Genomic DNA, 24,049 nt, shown 5'->3' on the forward strand with positions numbered 1-24,049 from the left:
AGATTGCCCCCAGGGACAGCGTCTGCGCTGTCCCTTCTTTTTTCCTTATCGCGTTGCCCGCCCCGCAGTAAAAAACGCCTGCCGCCTCACACTTCTCTTAAATATCCCTTTCTTTAACAATTCATTAAATTATTTTTAACTTGTTATTCCTTCCGACCCTCTTCCCTCTGGATCTAACAAGGAGTTAGTCATGAGAAACGTCAAAACCGGTTTGATCTGGTTAGCCGTGGCGTTGATTGGCGCGTTTGCATTCGCCATGCTGGCGATTAATCGGGGCGAGCCGGTTAACGCCGTCTGGCTGGTGGTCGCTGCGGTGGCCAGCTACAGCATCGCCTATCGCTTTTACAGTCTGTTTATCGCCAGAAATATTTTTGAGCTTAACGACAATCGAATAACCCCTGCCGAGCGCTATAACGACGGACTCGACTACGTGCCCACCAACAAATGGGTGCTGTTTGGCCATCACTTTGCCGCTATCGCCGGAGCCGGTCCGCTGGTTGGACCGATTTTGGCGGCGCAGATGGGTTTTCTGCCCGGCACTATCTGGATTCTGGTGGGCGTGATGCTGGCGGGCGCAGTGCAAGATTTTCTGGTGCTGTTTATCTCTACGCGCCGCGACGGTCGCTCGCTGGGCGAAATGGCGCGTCAGGAACTGGGCGCGTTCGCTGGCGTGATCACCATGCTCGGCGCGCTGGGCGTGATGATTATCATCCTCTCGGCGCTGGCGCTGGTGGTGGTAAAAGCGCTGGCGAACAGTCCCTGGGGCCTGTTTACTATCGCCGCCACCATTCCAATCGCGCTGTTTATGGGCATCTGGATGCGGTTTCTGCGCCCCGGCAAAATCGCAGAGGTATCGATTATCGGCTTTGTGCTGATGATGGCGGCAATTATTTACGGCGGCGATATTGCGCAGCACCCTTACTGGGGCCCCTTCTTTACGCTGAAGGGGACCACCCTGACCTGGGTGCTGGTCGCCTACGGCTTTATCGCCTCGGTACTGCCGGTATGGCTGCTGCTGGCGCCGCGTGATTATCTTTCCACTTTCCTGAAAATCGGCGTAATCGTCGGCTTGGCGATCGGCATTCTTTTTGCCATGCCGGAGATGAAGATGCCGGCAATTTCACGCTTTATCGACGGCAGCGGCCCGGTTTTCTCCGGCGCGCTGTTCCCCTTCCTGTTTATCACCATCGCCTGCGGCGCGATTTCCGGCTTTCATGCGCTGGTCTCCAGCGGCACGACGCCCAAGCTGGTGGAGCGGGAAAGCCACATCCGCTTTATCGGCTACGGCGCGATGCTGATGGAGTCGTTTGTGGCGATCATGGCGCTGATCTGCGCCTCGGTGATCGATCCGGGCGTCTACTTCGCGATGAACTCCCCGGCGGCGCTGATCGGCACGACCGTGGAAAACGCTTCACAGGTGATTAACGGTTGGGGCTTTGTGGTGACGCCGGAGATGCTGAACGGCATCGCGCGCGACGTCGGCGAAGCGTCGATCCTGTCGCGCGCCGGCGGCGCGCCTACTTTCGCCGTCGGCATGGCGCATATTATTACCGACGTGTTTAACAGCCGCGCAATGATGGCCTTCTGGTATCACTTCGCTATTCTGTTCGAGGCGCTGTTTATTCTTACCGCCGTCGACGCCGGGACCCGCGCCTGCCGTTTTATGGTGCAGGACCTGGCCGGTACGCTGATTCCGGGCCTGGCGAACAACCGCTCCTGGCTCGGCAATATGGCGGGCACCACCGTAGCGGTGGCGGGCTGGGGCTTTTTCGTTTATCAGGGCGTGGTCGATCCGCTGGGCGGCATCAATACCCTCTGGCCCCTGTTCGGCATTGGCAATCAGATGCTGGCGTCGATGGCGCTGATTCTGGGCACCGTGGTGCTGTTTAAGATGAAGAAACAGCGCTACGCCTGGGTGACGATTCTGCCAACGGCGTGGCTGTTTGTTACCTCAATGACCGCTGGCTGGCAGAAAATCTTCCATGAAAAACCCGCGATCGGTTTTCTTGCCCAGGCCAATAAGTTCAGCAAGGCGATTGATGAAGGCGTGGTGATCGCGCCGGCGAAAAGCGTCGCGGATATGCAAACCATTGTGTTAAGCAATCAGATTAACGCCGCGCTCTGCGCTTTCTTTATGCTGGTGGCGGTTACCATGCTGATCGCCGCGTTCTTTGTCATTCGCCGCGCGCTGAAAAGCGAACGCCCCACTACGCATGAGACCGACGCGGCGCTGCGTAAGGAGGCCCGTCATGTCTGATTTTTTTTCGCTGGCGCCTCCTAAAACGGGAAAAATTTATCGCTGTCGTCCGCTGGCGCCGGCCAGCGCGCCGTCACCGCGAGGGCTGCGCCTGTTCTGGCAACGTCTGGCGCAAAGTTTCCGTCTGATGGTGGGCGTGCAGGATTATCAAAACTATCTGCGTCATATGCAACAGCATCATCCAGCGGCGACGCCGATGACGGAAAAAGCCTTTCATCGCTACTGTCTGGAAGCGCGCTTCCCCAGCAAGGGCGGCAAAATCGGAAAGTGCCCCTGTTGAAACATCAACAAGTGTTACCTTTCGACGATGGCTGTTAGCATCACAATGTAAATTCAATCCATCCGGCGCCATAATACATGGCGCCTTATTGTTGTCGGCCGCGTAAAATGTTAATTTTTTGCGAGAAAAATATTCTTCCATGAGTGTGCTGTGCTTATATATTTGGCCGGAAAGTATTACTAAAATAACAATAGTCGCGCGATCTGCTTACAGGACGGTCCATATGCTTGAAGATCAGGGACAAACGTTGCTCTTTACGCTGTTTGGCACCCGCAGCCCCTACTGGCACCTTACATCCGACAGCGATGCACTCCGGCTGTCACGCGAAGAGCTGGCGGAAACGAATCTCGCCGTGCCGCTCTCTTCCTCTCAGGCGCAGCTGCTGCGCGCTATGACGGTGGTGACCTCCAGCGTTAACCTGGTGATTAATTTACGCGGCGAAGAACTGCCGATGCATTTTGTCGGCCGCAAGATCAATCAGGATGAATGGGCCGGCACCGCCTCCGCCTGGGGTGACACCTCATCCGTGGCGCGGGATCTAACCCAGGGGCTTTCTTTTGCCGAACAGGTGGTTTCAGAAGCCAATTCGGTCATCGTTATTCTCGATCAGCACGGCAACATTCAGCGTTTCAATCGCCTCAGCGAAGAATATACCGGCCTGAAAGAGCAGGAAGTGATTGGCCGCAACGTGTTTAAGCTCTTTATGACCAAGCAGGAAGCGCTGGCGTCGCGCCGCAATATCACCGGCTTTTTCCGTGACGGCAGCTCTTATGAGGTGGAGCGCTGGGTCAAAACGCGCAAAGGTCAGCGCCTGTTTCTGTTCCGCAATAAATTCGTCCACAGCGGCAGCGGCAAAAATGAAATCTTTCTGATCTGTTCCGGCACCGATATTACTGAAGAACGCCGAGCGCAGGAGCGACTGCGCGTGCTGGCCAATACCGATACCGTGACCGGTCTGCCGAACCGCAACGCCATTCATCAGCGCATGACCGAAGTGCTGGAAAAGCGTGAAGATCGGCAGGTCGGCGTGGTCTATATGGATCTTGATAACTTTAAAAAGGTCAACGACGCCTACGGGCATATGTTCGGCGATCAGCTGTTGCAGGCGGTTTCGCTGGCGGTGCTCTCCTGCCTGGAGCCGGAACAGACGCTGGGACGACTCGGCGGCGACGAATTTATCGTGCTGGCGGAAAAAACCACCCAGGAAGCGCTGGAGGCGTTGGCCGTGCGCATCCTGGCGCGTCTGCGTCAGCCTTTCCGCATCGGTCTGATCGAAGTTTATACCGGCTGTTCAGTGGGCATCGCGCTGGCGCCGCACCATGGCGAAGATCGCGAAAGTCTGATTCGCAACGCCGATACGGCGATGTATCACGCCAAAGAGAACGGCCGCGGTCAGGCTTGCGTCTTTTCGCCGGAAATGAACCAGCGGGTCTTTGAATATCTCTGGCTCGATACCAACCTGCGCAAAGCGCTGGAGCACCAACAGCTGATAATCCATTATCAGCCTAAAATCAGCGAAGGCGGCAAAGTGGTCGGCGCCGAGGCGCTGGTGCGCTGGCTTTCGCCGGAACGCGGCATGATCCCGCCTAACGAATTTATCTCCTATGCCGAAGAGTCCGGTCTGATTGTGCCGCTCGGACGCTGGGTGATGCTGACGGCGTTACAGCAGATTATCGCATGGCGGCGCCAGGGCATTCACCTGCGCGTCGCGGTGAACGTCTCCGCACGGCAGCTGCTCGATCAAAGCATCTATAACGATTTAAAAGAGGCGCTGCAACAGAACGGCATCAGCGTCAGCCCTATTGATATCGAGCTGACCGAAAGCTGTTTGATTGAAAATGAGCAGCAGGCGCTGCGTCTGATGAATCAGTTCCGTGAGTTGGGCGCCGAAGTGCATCTTGATGATTTCGGTACTGGCTATTCGTCGCTGTCGCAGCTGGCGCGCGTGCCGATTGACGCCATTAAGCTCGATCAGAGTTTTGTCCGCAGCGTTAATGAACGTCCGGTTTCACAGTCGCTGGTACATGCGATCGTGGCGGTAGCGAAGGCGCTGCATCTGCGCGTGATTGCCGAAGGCGTGGAAACGGAGCTGGAGGAGCAGTTTCTGCTGGAGAACGGCGTAGATGAGCGGCAGGGTTACTATTACGGGAAGCCAATGCCCGCAGACCAACTGGAGCATTGGCTTGCTCAGCGTCCTGCCAAGCCTTAATTTAATCCGTTAGCTGGCTTTACGCAGCTGCGAACTGAGACGGTTTTGCAGCTGAACCAGCCGCGCCATATAGGCGATATCCTTTTCTTCAATGGAAAAAGCGAAATCGACCCAGTCTTCCGTGATATCCATCAGCTCAGCGCGAGTTAACTGCAGCACGCGCTGACGCGCTTTCAGCATCGCCTTAACGCCATTGAGCTTGGGACGCAGCGTATCGATAAAAGTGCGGGTGGCGCGATAGCTCTCGCCCGGCTGGAACAGCCGGTCCACCAGACCGCGCGTTTCAAACCATTCGGCGGTATGGCTCTCCCCTTCGCAAATCAACTCCTCCGCCAGCTTCATCCCCGCGCGCCGCGCCACCAGCGAGTAGCCCCCCATTCCCGGAAAAAGGTTAAATGCGATCTCCGGAAAACCCATGCGGGCATTATTCTGTGCCAACAGAAAGTGATGCGCCAGCGCCGCTTCAAAGCCGCCGCCCAGCGCGCTGCCTTCCACCATGGCGATAGTCACCGCGCCGGTGTCGAAACCGCGCGCCGCCGCGTGAATGCAGTCCACGCAGGCGCGCGCATAGGCGCGCAGCGCTTCACGCCGTCCATTTTGTATGCAATCAACGAAAAAGCTTAAATCGCCGCCCGCGTTAAACATCTGCGGCACCAGCGAACCAGTCACCCAAAAATCGATGGGCAGGCCGGAGCGCTGCGCGGCATAGCTCAGGTTCATAATCTCCTCTATCAGCCCGTGATTAAAGGAAGGACGCGGCTCCGCACGCAACATCATCCACATGGTGCGGCGCTCCTCTTCGTAATAAGCATCGAGTTGGGTAGTTTGTCCAGCTTCGGTGAACAGTCTGCAGGTGGGTTGGTTAATCACTGACATAGTCTCATCCTCTGTATAATTGATGCGTTAAACGCAACACCAGCGTAATGCAGAGCGAGACAACACTGAATGAAGGACTGATTTTTAAGATAAAAAACAGAAAACCTCCCCGATTGCGCAACCGGAGAGGCGAAAGGAGTCTTATTTAATCGCGGCGCGCTGACTGGCTGCGACGCGGTGGCTTTTCACTCTCTTCGAGTAAACCGCAGTAATGATTGGCACCAGAATCGAGGTAACGATAACCGAGGTGGCGACCAGCGCCGTGGCGGCTGGCGCTACCGGTTTGAACTGCGGCACCATCTCTGCAATCAGCACCGGCGTTGCGACCGCCGCGCCCGCCGAGCTGGAGGCGGCCACGCCTGCCGTGCCGTCCCCGCCGCCAATCAGTCGATCGGCGATAATCAGCGGAATGCCGGTCACGACAATGACGGCGATGCCCAGCATAATGCCCAGCAGGCCGGTTTGCGCAATCACTGAGAGATCGATGGTGTTGCCCAGTGCGAAAGCGAAGAACGGGATGAGCGTCTGCACCGCTTTGCCGAAAAACTCACGCAGTTCCGGATCAAGATTGCCCAGCGCGAAGCCCACCAGGAACGGCAGTACCGCGCCGACAAAGACGTGCGGCTCAAACGAGGCGATGCCGGCAGTGCCCAGAATAACCATGGTCATTAACGGACCGGATTCCAGCGACATCAGCACAAAAGCGCCTGCCTCTTCCTTAGTGCCGTACTGCTGCATCAATGAGGCGTAAAGTCCGCCGTTGGTCATATCCATTGCGGCGACCAGCGCCAGCGTTGACAGCCCGGCGAACATGCCGACTTCAAAGCCGTTCTCCGGCACGATGCGCGAGGCAATGGCGGCAACCACCCAGGCAACGGCGATTTTAGTCACTACCAGCGTGCCCGATTTGCGCAGTACGGTGCCGGTGGCGCTCAATTTAATCGATGCGCCCATACAGAAGAACCAGACGGCCAGAATCGGAACGGTTCCGCTCATCAGTCCGTTGGTAAAAGAGCCGAGATACTTCCCGCCTTCCGGCGCCAGCGTATGGCAAAGCGCCCCCAGAAACAGAGGCACCAGCATCATGCCGCCCGGAATTTTATCGATAGCGCGTTTAATTTGCATGTTGTCTCCCACCTTAGTTAAGCAAGACGACGGATCAATCCTGCGTGCCCATAAGGGCGATGGCGACAACATAGCGCTATTCACTTTCAGAAACAGTGATCTTGTCTGTGAAATTAAAACGCTGTTTCATTATTAAATGAACAGCAGTTTGTTTTTGTGAAGGGCGTCAGCTTTTTTGCCCGTAATAAGCATTGGCGCCATGCTTGCGCAACCAGTGTTTATCAAGCAGCGCCTGCTGCATAGCCGGAAGCGCCGGCGCGAGCTGCTGGCTGAACAGCGCCATATAAGCCAGCTCCTCCAGCACCACTGCGTTATGCACTGCGGCATGCGCGTCTTTGCCCCAGGCGAACGGTCCGTGGGAGTAAACCAGCGCCGCCGGGATTGCCAGCGGCGCAATATCGCGCTGACGCAAGGTTTCAATAATCACGTTACCGGTTTCCCACTCATAACGATCGGCAATCTCCTCATCGGTCATCATGCGCGTACAGGGAACGGCGCCGTAGAAATCATCCGCGTGGGTGGTGCCCCAGGCGGGAATATCACGTCCCGCCTGCGCCCAGATGGTCGCATGGCGCGAATGGGTATGAACGATGCCGCCGACATCGGGCCAGGCGAGATAGAGCGCGCGATGGGTATCGGTGTCGGATGAAGGACGTTTATCCCCTTCTACGATCTCGCCGCTTTCTAACGCCACGACCACCATATCCTCTCGTTTCATGCTGCTGTAGCTGACGCCGGAAGGTTTAATCACCAGCAGACCGTGCTCGCGATCAATCGCGCTGACGTTGCCCCAGGTAAATGTCACCAGATTGTGCTCCGGCAGCGCCAGGTTTGCTTCAAGCACCTGTTCTTTGAGTTGTTCCAGCATAATTTTCCCTTCCAGCATTCTGTGAATGCACTATTGTTAAGGGGCTGGCGCGGCAAAGGTATGGAAGCGCTGGCTGATTAGGCGGCGCAATTTTGCTGTGAAGCGATTTTTGCGCGCTTATTTAGGAGTTTTTAACCTGTTGTAACTTTTGGTAGTGCCTATAATTAGTTTATGCAATTGAACCGGGGGTGATTGTTAGCACCCTTATGGTTAGAAGGTAATTGCTGTTCCTGGCGCATAAAGCAGGATCGGGATCTGTGCAGTTCTGTTGCGCAAGCGGCATGAACAGGGATGTGAACCGATCTAAAATAAACCGTCAGCGGACCTGATACGCAGAGTGAGCCGTCTATACTTAAAGGGTTTCCTCTGTGAGCAACAATTAAGGAGAAGTTATTATGACAAAGAATGCAAAACGCATTTCCGCTACTGTACTGGCCGCTGTGGTCGTGATGTCGCTTTCAGGCTGTAGCAACTGGTCCAAACGCGATCGCAACACAGCTATCGGCGCTGGCGCCGGCGCAATTGGCGGCTCCGTGCTGACCAACGGCAGCGGTTTAGGCACCATTGGCGGCGCCGCAGTTGGTGGTATTATCGGTCACCAGATTGACTGATGCATAATTTATAATAATTACAGGCTACGCAGCGCATCTGCTTATTATTCTCTGACGAGGCCGCTTATTGAGCGGCCTCGTTTTTTATTAACCGCCGGCCAGCTTGACCTTAAAGCCTTTCGCTTCCAGCAGCGCTTTCAGCTCATCGCGCTTATCGCCCTGAATCTCGATAACGCCCTCTTTCGCCGCCCCGCCGCAGCCGCATTTTTTCTTCAGCTCCGCCGCCAGCTTCGTCAGTTCCGCATCATCCAGATCGAGGCCGGTGATCAAGCACACGCCTTTACCCTTGCGCCCGCTGGTCTGCCGTTGAATACGCACGATGCCGTCGCCTTTTGGCCGCGCCGCTTTCAGCTCCGGCTGTGCGATGCGCCCGCCGTCGGTAGAATAGACCAGTGGATTGTCTTTACTCATACGCGCTCCTTCAGTGAAGTCAGAATAGCTTGCAGCGTGGCGGCCGGATCGTCGGACTGGGTGATCGGACGTCCAATCACCATATAGTCCACGCCCGCCTGCTGCGCCTCTACCGGCGTCATAATGCGCCGCTGATCGCCCACCTCGCTGCCTGCCGGACGAATGCCCGGCGTCACAAGCTGAAACGCCTGACCCCGCTGCTGCCTGAACTGCGCCGCCTCGTGCGCCGAGCAGACTACGCCATCAAGGCCGCACTGCTGCGTCAGTCGCGCCAGACGCGCCGCATGTTCCGCCGGCGTCGCCGTAATGCCGATATCAAGCAGATCGGCGGCTTCCATGCTGGTCAACACCGTTACCGCAATCAGCAGCGGCGCGTCATCGCCAAAGCCATTCAGCGCTTCGCGGGCAGCTGTCATCATACGCGCCCCGCCGCTGGCATGGACATTCACCATCCAGACGCCCAGCTCGGCGGCGGCGGCCACTGCATGCGCCACGGTATTAGGGATATCGTGGAATTTCAGATCGAGAAATACCTCAAAACCACGCTGGTGCAGGTCACGCACAATCTGCGGCCCAAAGAGCGTGAACATCTCTTTGCCTACTTTCATTCTGCAACTGGCGGGATCGATACGGTCGACAAAGGCCAGCGCGCGGTCGCGGTCAGCATAATCAAGCGCGACCAGAACAGGCGAATCAGTTCGGTTTTGAGATTGTGACATGTCTATTCCTTCAACTGTGGGGCACCGCACGGCGCAGGGGAAAACGGCAAGCATTCTACCTGCGCGGCGCAGTGGAAAACAGTCTTAAGCTACGCCGCACATCGCCATTCTCGCTCTGTCAGGCGAATTTTCCGCGCCGTTGAGGCGGAGAATAAGGTTTAGCCTTTAGTATGTTGTAACTAATAGGGATAATTCACGCCTGGCGATTGCGGCGCGAACAGGGATTTCAACAGGGAACGTCGGGGCGGAGACAGACGCGACGCAGGGCGGCGCGCCGTTACTGGCCATCCAGCCCGCGGATCGGCTTAACGGTAGACCATGCCCGACAGGATGGGCAGTGCCAGTAAAGCGCGTGGGCGGTAAAGCCGCATTTCTGGCAGCGGTAACGCGGTTTGGTGCGGATCTGCTCACCCACCATATCGCGCAGCACCATCAGGCTCTCTTTGGCGCGCCCATCTTCTGCTTCATGCAGGTGAAAGTCCATCAAGCGATGAAAGACGCGCATTGTCGGATGGCGTTGCAACTGACGATTGATATAGACCTGCGCCACTTCGGCGCCCTGCTCATGTTCAAGTATATCGGCCAGATAGAGCTCAGCCTGCGCGCCGGTATTTTCCTCCACGCAACGGCGCAGATAGTCCGCCCAGGCTTCCGGCTGCGCCAGATGTTGATAGCAGATTTCCAGCATTTCCAGCGTTTCGCTGACCAGCTCTTTGTCCTGCTCGATCACCCGTTGCAGATGACCGGTCGCTCTGGCGTAATCCCCCTTCGCCATAAAGATACGACCCATCATAATGGAAACGCGCGCGCTCTGACGATCCGCCGCCTCCCCTTTTTTCAACAGGCCGAGCGCGCGATCGAGATCGTCGCTGCCCATCGCCTGCAGGGCCAGCTCGCAGTAGAAATGGGCGATTTCCATCTGATGGCGGCTTTTGCCGAGCTTCACCAGCTTTTCAGCGACATCGATCGCTTTCTGCCATTCGCTGGTGGCCTGATAAATGATCAACAGCTGCTGTAGCGCGCTGAGACGAAAATCGGTTTCGTCGGTCAGCTGGCCAAACATCTCTTCCGCCCGATCGTACAGCCCCGCCGCCATGTAATCGCGGCCCAGCTGCTGCACCGCCAGCAGACGCTGGTCGTAGCTTAGCGAGGCGCTTTCCATCAGCGACTGATGGATACGTATCGCGCGGTCTACCTCGCCGCGAGAGCGAAACAGGTTGCCCAGCGTCAGGTGCGCCTCCACCGTGCCGCTGTCCTCTTTCAGCATGTCAAGAAACAGATCGACCGCTTTATCTTGCTGGTTTGAGAGCAGAAAGTTTACGCCGGTCACATAGTCGCGCGACAGACGGTTGGCTTCCTGCTGTTTATCCTGCTGCGCACTTCTGCGCCCCATGTACCAGCCGTAGGCGGCGGCCACGGGCAGTAACAGAAACAGCAGTTCCAACATGGAGAGTTATTCCTTGACGACGGTCGTGGGTGACGGAGTCACGTTTTCAGTCTGCACAGTTTGCTGCTGCAGACGCTTCAGCTTGCGCTGGGCATTCGCCAGCGCCACGCGCACCCGCAGCCAGAAAAGGCCGCATATCGCCCAGCCCAGTACAAATCCCGCGCCGAACAGCGAAGCCAGCAGCGTGGAAATACGATATTCGCCCTGTGCGATCAGGAAGTTAAATGAGACAACCTGGTCATTATGCGCGCCGAGCGTAACGGAGATGATGAATATCACCAGAACCAGTAAAAAGAGCAGTAAATATTTCACGTTTCGTCCTGTAATTCGGTGTAAGCCAAAGGATTATGCCAAAAATGTTATAAGGATGCTTGATCAGAAACCGGCTAAAGATAACATCCCGGTCATTATTTTGTTGTCATGTACAGGTTATGGGGCCGGAAAAGCGCTTTGCAATCAGGATTTTTTCTCTTCTTCACGCTGCGCGATCTCCTGATGTTCGTCCGGCGGGATGGTTAACGGCCCGCACAGCCGCTGCGCCAGCCAGGTCGCCAGCGTCACCAACAGCCAGCTGATCCAGGTAGCGACCAGCAGATCGCGCGGCCAGTGCATTCCCAGCAGCACCCGGCTGCCCATTACCGCGGCTGCCCAGATCATCAGCAGCGCGACGGTTTTGCGGTGGCGACGCGGCCACAGCAGTCCGACTCCCAGCAGCGCCCAACTGGCGGCAAACATGGTATGCCCGGACGGAAAAGCGAAGCCCGTTTCAAATGCCCAGTGGCGCTTCAGCCACAGCGGAATATGATTATCATCGGCCACCAGCCGCTCTACCATCTGGCCGCGCGCCTGCCGATCGAGCTGATAAAAGCGATCGCCCGGCACGCCGTGCGTCTTCTCAAGCCAGAGCACATAGGGCCGCGGCTCCTGCACCAGCGTTTTGATCCAGGATTTGGTGTACTGCCCCGCCACGATCGCCGTAATCATGATCGCCAGCAGAAACAGCGCAGGCTTTAACCGAAAGCGCAAACACCAGAGAAACCATGCGCAGAGAATCGCACTGGTCAGTATACCCCAGGGCCGCGTCACGGTTTCCGTCATCCAGAACAGGAAGCGTAGCCCCGGTCCACTGGCGCCAGGCTGCCACTGCCAGCCGGAAAGCCATATCAACAACGGCATCACCGACAGTAACAGAGCGCCCAGGGCGGTGCGTTTTGCTATCTCCAGCATGCTGCTTCCTTATCATTAACCTGAAAACGAATAGAGAGATTTAATAATAGTTTATAAATGAATAACATAACCATAATAACGTGGATAATCGTGCGTTATCGCATCAATCGTTGTGACGGATTACCTGTAGCACGGCGGGTTATGGCAAAATAGCACGCATTGATTTCGGTCAAGCTGACCACGACGCGCTACTTTGATGATAGCGCAACCTATGACGGTTCTGGAGAGTCACATGCAGCTTAAACGGGTGGCAGAAGCTAAACTGCCCACGCCCTGGGGCGATTTCCTCATGGTGGGATTCGAAGAATTGGCTACCGGCCACGATCATGTCGCGCTGGTATTTGGCGATATTAGCGGCAGCGAAGCGGTGCTGGCGCGCGTACATTCCGAATGTCTGACCGGCGACGCGCTGTTCAGCCTGCGCTGCGACTGCGGCTTCCAGCTGGAAGCGGCGCTGAACGCCATTGCGGAACAGGGGCGCGGCGTTCTGCTCTATCATCGTCAGGAAGGCCGCAATATCGGCCTGCTGAATAAAATTCGCGCCTATGCGCTGCAGGATAAAGGCTACGATACGGTCGAAGCTAACCACCATCTCGGCTTCGCCGCAGATGAGCGCGATTTCACGCTGTGCGCCGATATGTTCAAGCTGCTGGGCGTAGATGAAGTCCGTCTGTTGACGAATAACCCGCGTAAAGTGGAGATCCTCAGCGAAGCGGGCATCAATATCGTTGAGCGCGTGCCGCTGATTGTCGGGCGCAACCCTGAAAACGCGCACTATCTCGATACCAAAGCGGAAAAGATGGGACATCTGCTGCCGAAATCGTGATAAAGAAAAGCCGGGCTAAGCCCGGCTTTTTTATCAGTTCAGCATATTGCGAATCACATAGTGCAGGATGCCGTCATGCTGATAGTAGGTCAGCTCATTGCCGGTATCGATGCGGCAGCGCGTTTCCAGCACCTCCTGACGGCCGTCCGGGCGCGTCAGCGTCACCTTCACCGTGCCGCCCGGCGTCAGGTCAGCCAGATTTTCAACATCAATCAGCTCGTCGCCCGTCAGTTGCAGAGTCTTACGCGTGACGCCCTGCGGGAACTCCAGCGGCAGGATGCCCATTCCGATCAGGTTGGAACGGTGAATACGCTCAAAAGATTCGCAAATCACCACGCGTACGCCTAACAGACGTGGCCCTTTCGCCGCCCAGTCACGGCTGGAGCCGGAGCCATACTCTTTCCCGGCGATCACCGCCAGCGGGACGCCCTGCTGCTGCCAGATCATGGCGGCGTCATAGATCGACATCGGTTCGCCATCCGGCCCGACGCGCGTCATGCCCCCTTCCACGCCGGGCACCATTTCGTTGCGGATGCGGATATTGGCGAAGGTGCCGCGCATCATCACTTCGTGGTTACCGCGTCGCGAACCGTAGGAGTTAAAGTCGCCGCGCTCTACGCCGCGCTCCAGCAGATAGCGCCCGGCCGGGCTTTCCGCCTTGATGCTGCCTGCGGGCGAAATATGGTCGGTGGTGACCGAATCCCCCAGCATTGCCAGAATGCGTGCGCCTTTAATGTCTTCTACCGGTCGCGGCGTTTTCTCCATATCGTCGAAGAAAGGCGACAGACGAATATAGGTTGAGCCCTCATCCCAGTTATAGGTCGCCGCTTCGCTGACGCTGATCTGCTGCCACTCCGGCGTGCCGTCGAACACCTCGGCGTACTCTTTATTGAACATATCGCTGGAGACCTGCTGCACTGCCGCAGTGATCTCATCCGGCGTCGGCCAGATATCGCGCAGATAAACCGGTTTGCCGGTCTTGTCTTCGCCGATCGGATCGTCCTGCAGATTAATATTCATATTGCCCGCCAGCGCGTAGGCGACCACCAGCGGCGGCGAAGCGAGCCAGTTGGTTTTAATCAAAGGATGAATACGGCCTTCAAAGTTACGGTTGCCCGACAACACCGCGCCCACGGTCAGATCGCCTTCTTTAATCGCGCCTTCGATATTTTCCGGCAGCGGGCCGGAGTTGCCGATACAGGTGGCGCAGCCATAGCCCACCAGGTTAAAGCCGAGCTTATCGAGATAAGGCGTCAGGCGCGCCGTCGCCAGATAATCGGAAACCACTTTCGATCCCGGCGCCAGCGAAGCTTTCACCCACGGCTTGCGCTGCAGTCCCAGCGTCACGGCTTTTTTCGCCAGCAGGCCCGCGGCCATCAGCACGCTGGGGTTGGACGTGTTGGTACAAGAGGTGATGGCGGCGATCGCTACCGCGCCGTCACTCAGCTCATATTCATTTTCGCCGTCGCGGTAGACTACCGGATGATGTTCTTTCTGCGCATGGTTCAGCTCCAGCTCATGGCTCTGCTGGAACGCCTGCGGCACAGCCGCCAGCGATACACGATCCTGCGGGCGTTTCGGGCCAGCTAAACTCGCTTCCACCTCGTGCATATCAAGCGCCAGCGTGCTGGTGAAAACCGGCTCTTCGCCAGGCTCGCGCCACAGCCCCTGCGCTTTCGTGTAGGCTTCAACCAGTGCTACCTGTTCTGTGCTGCGACCGGTGAGCTTCATATAGCCCAGCGTGACGTTATCGACAGGAAAAAAGCCGCAGGTCGCACCATACTCCGGCGCCATATTAGCGATGGTGGCGCGATCCGCCAACGGCAGATCGTCAAGGCCGTCGCCGTAAAACTCAACGAATTTACCGACAACGCCATGTTTACGCAGCATCTGCGTAACGGTCAGCACCAGGTCGGTAGCGGTAATGCCCGGACGCAGCTTGCCGGTCAGCTTAAAGCCCACCACATCCGGGATCAGCATCGATACCGGTTGACCCAACATGGCGGCCTCCGCCTCAATGCCGCCTACGCCCCACCCCAGCACGCCGAGGCCGTTGATCATCGTGGTATGGGAATCGGTGCCAACCAGCGTATCGGGATAAGCGATCTGTCTGCCGTCCTGCTCTTCATGCCAGACAGCCTTACCCAAATATTCAAGGTTAACCTGATGGCAGATGCCGGTGCCGGGCGGCACGACGCGGAACTTGTCGAAGGCTTTTTGCCCCCAACGCAGGAAAACGTAACGCTCGTGGTTGCGCTCCATCTCAAGACGGACGTTTTCGCCAAACGCATCGTCGTCGCCAAAGCGATCAACGGTGACAGAGTGGTCGATTACCAGATCCACCGGCGAAAGCGGATTCACGCGCGACACATCGCCGCCGAGACGTTTAACCGCCTCGCGCATCGCCGCCAAATCCACGACCGCCGGCACACCGGTAAAATCCTGCATCAGTACGCGCGCGGGACGATAGGCGATCTCGCGATCGGCATGGGCGGTTTTCTGCCAGTCGGCCAGCGTCTGAATATCTTCGGCGGTAACAGAGCTTTCATCCTGCCAGCGCAGCAGGTTTTCCAGCAAAACTTTCAGGGATTTCGGTAAGCGGGAGAGATCGCCTAACTGCTGAGCGGCACGCGGAAGACTAAAGAAATGGTAGCGTTGACCATTCACATCCAACGTATCCAGGCTCTTATCTCGCAGGGATAACGACATAGCTCCTCCTTTTTATAATGATCTTAATAACCCGAGGGATGACAAGGTCTGTGTTAAAGATAGTACAAACTCAAGTTAACGTTTTGATAACAACACGAATTGACACGTCGGGAAGGAAAAGCGCACGGGCGGAAAAGCAAAACGCCCCGCTGTAGACAGACGGGGCGCCGAATCGAAAATCACGGTGAGAGAGGTTATTGCATGAACAGCCAGGCGGCAGTCACCCACACCAACAGTGAATAGGCAGAAGCGCTAAAAAACGAGAACATTGAAATATTCATTAGACACCCTCTCAGGTCGATTTCCGACCACCAGACAGAGAACACCGAATCTATTTAACGCTCTAAATAGATTCTACCGAATGCTGTGATTGTTTAAATTTATCAGGCGGTATAAAGACGCCCCGATCGCGCTGGCGATAAACAGGAAGGAAAAATGAATAGTTATTTTTGATTGCTGTGTTAATGCGAATAATTATGATTTATTTATTTTTGTTATCGAGCATTAATTCAATAAAACTGCGCTGAGCATCGTTAAGACTCCACTCTTCCGGAATCATCACTTTTTCCTGCGGCTTAGGTGGGCAGCCGCCCGTTTTTAATTTGCGGACCGGCTGCGCTTTGATACGCAATGCTTGTTCCCACATAATTAACTCCACATCTGCCAAACCAGTAAGGCGACAACTATCCAAAACAGGCCGGAAGCAGCAAACACTGCAAGCCAAGCTTTACGACGAATGCTCATGCCGTTGCGGGCTGTGTTGGTAGAATTGTCCTGAACGCCAGGTTGTACTGATATTCTCATAGCCATAGTTTTTGATAATCACTCTCAATAAAATGATTGTTAACACCAATCAGCTTTTAGGAGAAATCCTAAACATTTTAAGACCAAAAATCCAGCTATTTTTCTTGCATTCAACGATTAGTACTATTTATCGTTGATATAAATTCCTATCAGCAAAACTTAACTAACCCACCCGTTTTTAATCTTTACTTAACTCAAATAACGTTACGAAATCGGCTAACCGGTCCAATTAATACCTGATAAAACATTTCCGAACTGCCTGTCGTCTACGGTTGCGGCTTGGTTTAACTTGAGTATGAGAATAGTCCTGGCAGTGTGCAAAAACGCCTGTACAAAAATGTGTACTGTTTCGCATTTAATTAATAACAATAAAAAAACATGTGATGAATGTTTCATTTACAGAAAAATGATCCTAAAGATTCTGAAATCTGTGCAATCAGTTGGTATTAAAGAAAAAAGGCCGCGAAGGCGGCCTTATTCCCTGTTAATTTCTGGGGTTTAATTATTTATAGGGCAGGCGAATATCTTTAAACATCGCTTCAATATCTTCGTTAGAGCGCAAAGCGACGGCGGCATCTACTACGTCGCGGGTCAGATGCGGCGCAAAACGCTGAATAAAATCATACATATAGCTGCGTAAAAAGGTGCTGCGCCTGAAGCCGATTTTCGTTGTGCTGTTGGTGAAGATTTCAGAGGCTTCAATACGCACCAGGTCGGGATCGGAGACCGGATCGACCGCCATGCTGGCGATAACGCCTACGCCCAGCCCCAGCCGTACATAGGTTTTAATCACGTCGGCATCGGTCGCGGTGAAGACGATGCGCGGCGACAGTCCTGCCCGATTAAAGGCAGTATCCAGCTCAGAACGCCCGGTAAAGCCGAAGGTATAGGTGACCAGCGGATATTCCGCCAGTTCCTCAATGGTGACATTGCTTTTCCCCGCTAACGGATGATCGGGCGTGACGACAATCGCCCGGTTCCAGTGGTAGCAAGGCAACATAATTAAATCATCATAAAGATGCAGCGCTTCGGTGGCGATGGCGAAATCGGCGTTCCCTTTTGAGACTGCCTCCGCGATCTGCGTCGGCGAGCCCTGATGCATATGCAGCGAGACACGCGGATAGCGTTCGATAAAGCCTTTAATCACGCCCGGCAAAGCGTAACGCGCCTGCGTATGGGTGGTCGCGACATAAAGCGAGCCTTTATCCGGCCAGGTGTGTTCGCCAGCGACGGATTTAATCGCATCCACTTTTGACAGCACTTCACGCGCGATCCGAATAATTTCTTCGCCAGCTGGCGTGACCTGCGTCAGATGTTTGCCGCTGCGGGCAAAAATCTGAATGCCCAGCTCATCTTCCAGCATGCGCACCTGCTTGCTGATACCCGGCTGCGAGGTGTACAGCCCTTCGGCGGTAGAAGAAACGTTCAGATTGTGATTAACCACTTCCACGATGTAACGCAGCTGCTGCAATTTCATAGTTATTCATCCCGAGATAACGCCACGCGCTGAACCCGCGCGCAATCAGGGGAAACGCCTCTAAGCAAAGGCGCCGCGGACGGGTATAGCACCAGGAAAATTCAGAAGGTAAAGCTATAACAACTATAACATTTTCGTGTCTGATGTATAGCTTTTAGCTATAAGGCAGTAAAAGAAAAGGCCAGTCGATGACTGGCCTTGTGAAGCGGGACGCTTATTTTTCCGTGACGCGCCATTCGCCGTCGACATAGAAGGCGGACCAGCCGGTGGCCTTTCCCTCCTTCTCGGAGCTGACGTACTGCTGCTTCGTCTTACGACTGAAGCGCACCAGCGTCTTATTGCCCTGATCGTCTGTTGCTGGCGCATCGGCTAAATAGCGCAGCTTTTCCGGCAGGCGATCGCGGAAGCGTTGCAGCTCCTCGACCAGCGGCGCGCGGGTTTCACGCGATTTCGGGAAGGTGTTGGCGGCCAGGAATACCCCAGCGGCGCCGTCACGCAGCACGAAGTAAGCATCCGATTTTTCGCACTGCAATTCAGGCAGCGGCACCGGATCTTCTTTCGGCGGCGCCACCTCGCCGTTACGCAAGATTTTGCGAGTATTTTTACACTCGTCGTTGGTGCAGGCCATATATTTGCCGAAGCGCCCCATTTTCAGGTGCATTTCAGAGCCGCATTTTTCGCACTCAACGATCGGGCCGTCATACCCTTTGATGCGGAATTCGCCCTGTTCGATCTCATAGCCGTCGCAGCTGGGGTTGTTACCACAGACATGCAGTTTGCGCTGGTTATCGATCAAATAGCTGTCCATCGCCGTGCCGCATTTCTGGCAGCGACGACGGGCGCGCAGCGCGTTAGTTTCCGCATCGTCCCCCTCCAGAATATTCAGAACCTCGTTTTCCGGGATCAGGTTGATGGTCTGTTTGCAGCGCTCTTTCGGCGGCAGCGCATAGCCGGAACAGCCGAGGAACACCCCGGTGCTGGCGGTACGGATGCCCATTTTGCGGCCGCAGGTCGGACAGTCAATGGAGGTCAGCACCATCGGGTTCGGCTGCATGCCGCCCTCTTCAGGATCTTTCTCCGCCTGCTCCAGCTGCTTGCTGAAATCGGCAAAGAAGTGATCCAGCACCGCTTTCCATTCGGCCTGGTCGTTCGCTACCTGGTCAAGACTGTCTTCCATATGCGCGGTGAAATCGTAATTCATCAGCTCGCGAAAGTTCTCTTCCAGACGGTCGGTGACGATCTCGCCCATTTTTTCCGCATAGAAACGGCGGCTTTCCACGCGCACATAGCCGCGATCCTGAATGGTGGAAATAATCGAGGCGTAGGTCGACGGACGGCCAATGCCGCGTTTTTCCAGTTCGCGCACCAGCGAGGCTTCGCTAAAGCGCGCCGGTGGTTTGGTGAAATGCTGGCTCGGATTAAGCTGTTGCAGGCTCAGCTCATCGCCGATTTCAATCGCCGGCAGAATGCGATCTTCATCGCCTTTGCGCAGCGCGGGCATTACTTTCGTCCAGCCGTCGAAGCGTAAAATACGCCCTTTCGCTTTCAGCTTAAAGTCACCCGCCGCCACTGTCAGCGTGGTGGAGTCATACTGCGCTGGCACCATCTGGCAGGCGACGAACTGACGCCAGATCAGCTGATAAAGCTTCTGCGCGTCCGCTTCCATATCCTTCAGCTGTTCAGCCTGAATCGTCACGTCGGACGGGCGAATCGCTTCGTGCGCTTCCTGTGAATTTTCTTTGCTGGCGTAGGCGTTCGCGGTCTTCGGCAGATATTTTTCGCCGAAATTGCTTTCAATATAACCGCGCGCCATCGCCACGGCGTCCTGGCTCAGGTTGGTGGAGTCGGTACGCATATAGGTGATATGGCCCGCCTCATAGAGCCGCTGCGCCAGCGCCATCGTGCGTTTTACGCCGAAACCGAGACGGGTGCTGGCCGCCTGCTGTAACGTGGAGGTGATAAAAGGCGCCCCCGGCTTGCTGCTGGTCGGCCGGTCTTCACGATCTTCCACATGAAAGCGGGCTTTTTCCAGCAGGCTGACCGCCGCCTGGGTCTGCTCTTTATTTACCGGGCGGAAAGGCTTGTCGCCCTGATGCGTTACCTGCATCGGCAGATCGCTGCCTTTCGGCGTAGTCAGATCGGCGCTCAGTTCCCAGTACTCTTCCGGCACGAACGCTTTAATTTCACGCTCACGCTCCACCACCAGCCGCACCGCCACCGACTGCACGCGCCCAGCGGAAAGACCGCGGGCGATCTTTTTCCACAGCAGCGGAGAGACCATATAGCCCACCACGCGGTCCATAAAGCGGCGCGCCTGCTGCGCATTGACGCGCTCGATATTCAGTTCGCCCGGCTTTTCAAACGCCTGACGAATCGCATTTTTGGTGATTTCGTTAAACACTACGCGGCTGAAGCGTTTGTCGTCGCCACCGATCACTTCCCGCAGGTGCCAGGCGATGGCTTCCCCTTCGCGGTCAAGGTCGGTTGCGAGATAGACGTGATCGGCTTCCTGCGCCAGCGCTTTCAGTTCGGAGACAACTTTCTCTTTGCCGGGCAAAATTTGATAGTCAGCTTTCCAGCCATGCCAGGGATCGACGCCCATACGGCTAACCAGCGCCGTTTTTTCATCTTTCTTGCCTTTTTTGGCTGGTTTAGCGTCAGCGCTCTTTTTCACCGTCGAGCCACTGGTCGGCAAATCACGTATATGACCCACGCTGGACTTCACAACGTAGTCTTTACCGAGATATTTATTAATCGTTTTGGCCTTTGCCGGGGACTCGACTATTACGAGAGCTTTACCCATATTTACCTTTACCTGATGAATACGTCCGAATGTAATGATGGCGTTTTTCAGCGTTGCCAGTCAGCGTGCCAATCTATATTGCTGCGGGTCGCGAAGAATTCAACCCGACCTGATTTAAAGCAGAAGACCACGTTGAAGCCAGCCTATGATGCTGATTAACGGCCCCTTTTAGCCGAAAACCGGCGCTTCCTGCTGCCAGCGTAAAGCCATTTTTACGCCCGGACCCTGAAACGCCCACACTGTACCTGATAAAATCGGATACGCAACTTAATTAGCATCTCGCCTGGTTTTGCGCCACCTTTATGACTTTTTTCTGCTGTCAGAATATCCACACTTAATTTGCGGTCAGCCACGACAGGCCAGTAATATAGAAGAGAATGTAGTTCTGTCAAAATGGGGTTAAATAATGAACGCAAAAACGATGCCGCTTTCACGAGACGCCATCCTTGAAAAAGCCAGTGCGTTAATCCGCGAGCATGATGATTATTTTGCCGGGGTTGAGGTCAGCGACGTGGAGCAAAATGGCGGGCTGCTGGTGTTTCGCGGCAACTATTTTCTGGATGAAAATGGTCTGCCGACGGCGAAAAGCACGGCGGTGTTTAATATATTTAAAGCGTTGACGGTGGCGCTGTCAGAAAAATACCACCTGGCGAAATAGTGCCCGGACGCGCCGGGCACATAAGTTTTACAGCAGCGGTTTGTCGCCGCGCTGCCACAGCTTTAACAGCTGGCGCGCGGCGCTGTCGGCGGCGCTTTGTGTAAAGCGATCCATCAGCTTTTTACGGCGCGTGTAGCGGACGTTAACGACGTTAAACTGCTCCATGCGTCCGATAATAATATCGTCGCTGGTGCCCAACGCGTCGATAAGCTTGTTCTCCAGCGCCTGGCTTCCGTACCAGTATTCACCGGTAGCGACGCGATCGATATCCAGTACCGGACGCATTTGCTGCACGAACGATTTAAACAGCTGATGCGTTTCGTTTAAATCTTCGCGGAATTTATTGCGGCCCTGTTCGGTATTTTCGCCAAACAGCGTTAGCGTGCGCTTATATTCGCCCGCCGTATGCAACTCAACATCAATATCATTGCGCTTCAGCAGACGATTAAAGTTGGGCACCTGCGCCACCACGCCAATCGAGCCGATAATGGCGAACGGCGCGGCGATAATCCGATCGGCCACACAGGCCATCATATAGCCGCCGCTGGCGGCGACCTTATCCACCGCGACCGTTAAGCGGATATTTTTTTCGCGCAGCCGTTGCAATTGCGACGCCGCCAGGCCGTAGCCGTGTACCACGCCGCCTGGGCTTTCCAGCCGCAGCAGCACTTCATCCTGTTCACGCGCCACCGCCATCACTGCGGAAATCTCCTCGCGCAGCGACGAGACTTCGCCAGCATCCATGCTGCCTTTAAAGTCGAGCACATAGAGTGTAGGCTTGTTATCCTGACGCGGCAGCCCTTGCTTCGCGCGCTGCTTTGCCGCCTTCGCCTCCTGTTTCTGCTTTTTCTTTTCCGCTTTTTGCCGCAGCTTCTGCTCATGCGGCGGCAGCGCCGCCAGCAGCATCTCATTTTTCATTTCCCGGTAGCGCTCGTTAAGCTGCGCAACCTGAAGCTGTCCGGCCCGTCCGCGCTTGCGCTGCGTCACATTGACTAAAATGACGGCAATCGCCGCAATGGCGACGACAACGGTAACAACTTTCGCTAAAAACAGGGCATACCAAAAGAGTAAATCCATGCGTTCCGCCTTTGCTTATTTCCTTTCTGAAACCAGTGCGTAGTGTAGCCGAGTCGGTCCGCTTCGTCGCCTGTAAAGCAGCGCGGCACCCGAAATGGCGGCGGCGACGTTGAACTGAAATGCGTTTTCAGGCATAACACCCCTATTAGCCGCCCTCAGCCCTGCTGAGCTATTATCGCCGAGGAAGACGTTTTGCATTATCAACCGAAAAGCGACCTGCTTGATCACCGTATTATTCTTGTTACCGGCGCCAGCGACGGCATTGGCCGTGAAGCGGCGTTGACCTACGCCCGCTATGGCGCCCAGGTTATTTTGCTGGGCCGCAACGCAGAGAAGCTGCAGCGCGTCAGCGACGACATCAGCGCGCTGGGAAAAGCGGCCCCGCTGATCCGCCTGCTCGATCTGGCGGAAGTCACGCCTGAAAGCTGTCGTCAGTTTGCCGATGAGCTGGCGCAGCAGGTTCCGCGTCTTGACGGCGTGCTGCACAATGCCGGGCTGCTGGGCGAGATCGTTCCCCTTGCCGATCTCGCACCGGAGATATGGCAGCAGGTAATGCGCGTCAACGTCGACGCCACCTTTTTCCTGACTCAGGCGCTGCTGCCGCTGCTGCTGAAATCGGAAGCGGGATCGCTGGTGTTCACCACCTCCAGCGTCGGTCGCATCGGGCGTTCCGGCTGGGGCGCCTACGCCGTATCGAAATTCGCCACCGAAGGCATGATGCAGGTGCTGGCGGAAGAGTATAAAAACCGTAATCTGCGGGTAAACTGCATCAATCCAGGCGGAACGCGCACGAAAATGCGCGCCAGCGCCTTCCCGGAAGAAGATGCCGGCAAGCTGAAAACGCCCGCGGAAATTATGCCGATTTATCTCTATCTGATGGGTGACGACAGCCGCCGTAAAACCGGCGTCAGCTTCGATGCGCAACCGGGCCGCAAACCGGGGCCGGCGGAATAATGGCGCAGGATCGTCACCAGCAGCGCCAGCAGCGCCTGAAAGAACAGGTGGATGCCCGCATCGCCGCCGCCAGCGAAACGCGCGGTATCCTGATGGTATTTACCGGCAACGGCAAAGGGAAAACCACCGCCGCCTTTGGCACGGCCGCACGCGCCGTCGGGCATCAGAAAAAAGTGGGCGTGATCCAGTTTATTAAGGGAGAGTGGCCGAACGGCGAACGCAACCTGCTGGAGCCGCACGGCGTCGAGTTCCAGGTAATGGCCACCGGCTTTACCTGGGAAACGCAGGACCGCGCAGCGGATACCCATGCCTGCCTTGCCGTCTGGCAGCATGCGCGGCGGATGCTGAACGATGAAACGCTCGATTTAGTCCTGCTGGATGAGCTGACCTATATGGTCAGCTTCGACTATCTGCCGCTGGATGAGGTTATTACCGCGCTGCGTCAGCGTCCGGCGCATCAGAGCGTGATCATTACCGGCCGCGGCTGCCATCGCGATATTCTGGCGCTGGCCGACACCGTCAGCGAAATGCGTCCGGTCAAACACGCCTTTGACGCCGGTATTCAGGCGCAGCAGGGCATCGACTGGTAGCCGTGAAGCGCTTTCCCGCAGTCGCTTATCTGCCGGGCACGTCAACGTTAGCGTCGTCGGCAATCGAGCGGCGGCAAGGTAACGCGTCTTTCCGGTGATAACCGGCTGGCTGGAAAGTAAA

At 55.9% G+C, this 24,049-nt stretch carries 22 protein-coding genes; 8 read left to right on the forward strand and 14 right to left on the reverse strand.

Annotated features, from left to right (window positions below):
- Positions 1-190: 190 nt before the first annotated feature.
- The 3 genes from C2E16_RS11050 (at position 191) to pdeR (ending at position 4,746) form a co-directional block, all read left to right on the forward strand.
- Positions 191-2,257: a carbon starvation CstA family protein gene (locus C2E16_RS11050; RefSeq protein WP_084970156.1), complete on the forward strand. Its 2,067-nt coding sequence runs from the start codon at positions 191-193 to the stop codon at positions 2,255-2,257.
- Positions 2,250-2,537 carry a YbdD/YjiX family protein gene (locus C2E16_RS11055; protein ID WP_084970155.1) on the forward strand — a complete coding sequence of 96 codons (288 nt, stop codon included), beginning with the start codon at positions 2,250-2,252 and terminating at the stop codon, positions 2,535-2,537. Before C2E16_RS11050 ends, C2E16_RS11055 begins: the two co-directional genes overlap by 8 nt.
- Positions 2,538-2,760: 223 nt before the next feature.
- Positions 2,761-4,746, forward strand: coding sequence for a cyclic di-GMP phosphodiesterase (gene pdeR, locus C2E16_RS11060; RefSeq protein WP_084970154.1), 1,986 nt, complete (start codon positions 2,761-2,763; stop codon positions 4,744-4,746).
- Between the two features lie 9 nt (positions 4,747-4,755).
- On the opposite strand, the gene C2E16_RS11065 is transcribed toward pdeR, so the two are convergent.
- The 3 genes from C2E16_RS11065 to araD form a co-directional block, all read right to left on the reverse strand.
- Positions 4,756-5,622, reverse strand: coding sequence for a crotonase/enoyl-CoA hydratase family protein (locus tag C2E16_RS11065; protein ID WP_038625937.1), 867 nt, complete (start codon positions 5,620-5,622; stop codon positions 4,756-4,758).
- A 141-nt stretch (positions 5,623-5,763) separates the two neighbouring features.
- The gene (gene kdgT, locus C2E16_RS11070; protein WP_084970153.1) at positions 5,764-6,747 is read right to left on the reverse strand and encodes a 2-keto-3-deoxygluconate transporter; all 984 of its coding nucleotides are present in this window, start codon (positions 6,745-6,747) and stop codon (positions 5,764-5,766) included.
- 166 nt (positions 6,748-6,913) lie between these two features.
- Positions 6,914-7,615 (reverse strand): L-ribulose-5-phosphate 4-epimerase, encoded by a 702-nt coding sequence (araD, locus tag C2E16_RS11075; RefSeq protein WP_038629983.1) that lies wholly within the window; start codon positions 7,613-7,615, stop codon positions 6,914-6,916.
- 395 nt (positions 7,616-8,010) lie between these two features.
- On the opposite strand from araD, the gene osmB reads away from it, so the two are divergent.
- Positions 8,011-8,226 (forward strand): osmotically-inducible lipoprotein OsmB, encoded by a 216-nt coding sequence (gene osmB / locus C2E16_RS11080; RefSeq protein WP_038625935.1) that lies wholly within the window; start codon positions 8,011-8,013, stop codon positions 8,224-8,226.
- An 87-nt stretch (positions 8,227-8,313) separates the two neighbouring features.
- On the opposite strand, the gene yciH is transcribed toward osmB, so the two are convergent.
- From yciH to pgpB, 5 genes are all read right to left on the reverse strand, one after another.
- Positions 8,314-8,637 carry a stress response translation initiation inhibitor YciH gene (gene yciH / locus C2E16_RS11085; protein ID WP_038625934.1) on the reverse strand — a complete coding sequence of 108 codons (324 nt, stop codon included), beginning with the start codon at positions 8,635-8,637 and terminating at the stop codon, positions 8,314-8,316.
- Complete coding sequence (gene pyrF / locus C2E16_RS11090; RefSeq protein WP_038625933.1) at positions 8,634-9,356, reverse strand: orotidine-5'-phosphate decarboxylase; 723 nt, start codon at positions 9,354-9,356, stop codon at positions 8,634-8,636. The genes yciH and pyrF overlap by 4 nt, the downstream gene beginning before the upstream one ends.
- Before the next feature lie 277 nt (positions 9,357-9,633).
- Positions 9,634-10,803 (reverse strand): lipopolysaccharide assembly protein LapB, encoded by a 1,170-nt coding sequence (lapB, locus tag C2E16_RS11095; protein WP_038625931.1) that lies wholly within the window; start codon positions 10,801-10,803, stop codon positions 9,634-9,636.
- Between the two features lie 6 nt (positions 10,804-10,809).
- Positions 10,810-11,115, reverse strand: coding sequence for a LapA family protein (locus C2E16_RS11100; protein WP_084970152.1), 306 nt, complete (start codon positions 11,113-11,115; stop codon positions 10,810-10,812).
- Positions 11,116-11,259: 144 nt separating this feature from the next.
- On the reverse strand, positions 11,260-12,030 hold the full coding sequence (pgpB, locus tag C2E16_RS11105) for a phosphatidylglycerophosphatase B (RefSeq protein ID WP_038625927.1): 771 nt from the start codon (positions 12,028-12,030) through the stop codon (positions 11,260-11,262).
- Between the two features lie 232 nt (positions 12,031-12,262).
- Between pgpB and ribA the strand changes: the two genes are divergently transcribed.
- Positions 12,263-12,856: a GTP cyclohydrolase II gene (ribA, locus tag C2E16_RS11110; protein WP_038625925.1), complete on the forward strand. Its 594-nt coding sequence runs from the start codon at positions 12,263-12,265 to the stop codon at positions 12,854-12,856.
- A gap of 33 nt (positions 12,857-12,889) precedes the next feature.
- On the opposite strand, the gene acnA is transcribed toward ribA, so the two are convergent.
- The 5 genes from acnA to topA all read right to left on the reverse strand — a co-directional run bounded on the left by acnA (position 12,890) and on the right by topA (position 20,649).
- A complete protein-coding gene (gene acnA / locus C2E16_RS11115; RefSeq protein ID WP_084970151.1) occupies positions 12,890-15,565 on the reverse strand; it encodes an aconitate hydratase AcnA in 2,676 nt (891 codons plus the stop codon).
- Positions 15,566-16,046: 481 nt separating this feature from the next.
- Complete coding sequence (locus C2E16_RS20840) at positions 16,047-16,211, reverse strand: hypothetical protein (protein ID WP_156462395.1); 165 nt, start codon at positions 16,209-16,211, stop codon at positions 16,047-16,049.
- Positions 16,212-16,213: 2 nt separating this feature from the next.
- Positions 16,214-16,375, reverse strand: a complete 162-nt coding sequence (locus C2E16_RS11120; protein WP_084970150.1) for a YmiA family putative membrane protein — start codon at positions 16,373-16,375, stop codon at positions 16,214-16,216.
- Positions 16,376-16,871: 496 nt separating this feature from the next.
- Positions 16,872-17,846, reverse strand: a complete 975-nt coding sequence (cysB, locus tag C2E16_RS11125) for an HTH-type transcriptional regulator CysB (RefSeq protein ID WP_038625921.1) — start codon at positions 17,844-17,846, stop codon at positions 16,872-16,874.
- Positions 17,847-18,060: 214 nt separating this feature from the next.
- A complete protein-coding gene (gene topA / locus C2E16_RS11130; protein ID WP_038625919.1) occupies positions 18,061-20,649 on the reverse strand; it encodes a type I DNA topoisomerase in 2,589 nt (862 codons plus the stop codon).
- A gap of 406 nt (positions 20,650-21,055) precedes the next feature.
- Between topA and C2E16_RS11135 the strand changes: the two genes are divergently transcribed.
- The gene (locus C2E16_RS11135; RefSeq protein ID WP_038625918.1) at positions 21,056-21,307 is read left to right on the forward strand and encodes a DUF2498 family protein; all 252 of its coding nucleotides are present in this window, start codon (positions 21,056-21,058) and stop codon (positions 21,305-21,307) included.
- A gap of 27 nt (positions 21,308-21,334) precedes the next feature.
- Here the strand turns inward: C2E16_RS11135 and sohB are convergent, their stop codons facing one another.
- Complete coding sequence (gene sohB, locus C2E16_RS11140) at positions 21,335-22,384, reverse strand: protease SohB (protein ID WP_038625916.1); 1,050 nt, start codon at positions 22,382-22,384, stop codon at positions 21,335-21,337.
- Positions 22,385-22,576: 192 nt separating this feature from the next.
- Between sohB and C2E16_RS11145 the strand changes: the two genes are divergently transcribed.
- Together C2E16_RS11145 and cobO are read left to right on the forward strand one after the other, a co-directional pair.
- Positions 22,577-23,338, forward strand: coding sequence for a YciK family oxidoreductase (locus tag C2E16_RS11145; RefSeq protein WP_084970149.1), 762 nt, complete (start codon positions 22,577-22,579; stop codon positions 23,336-23,338).
- Positions 23,338-23,928, forward strand: coding sequence for a cob(I)yrinic acid a,c-diamide adenosyltransferase (gene cobO, locus C2E16_RS11150; protein WP_038625911.1), 591 nt, complete (start codon positions 23,338-23,340; stop codon positions 23,926-23,928). The genes C2E16_RS11145 and cobO overlap by 1 nt, the downstream gene beginning before the upstream one ends.
- Positions 23,929-24,049: the final 121 nt, after the last annotated feature.

Source organism: Mixta calida (assembly GCF_002953215.1).
GTDB classification, from domain to species: Bacteria; Pseudomonadota; Gammaproteobacteria; order Enterobacterales; family Enterobacteriaceae; genus Mixta; species Mixta calida.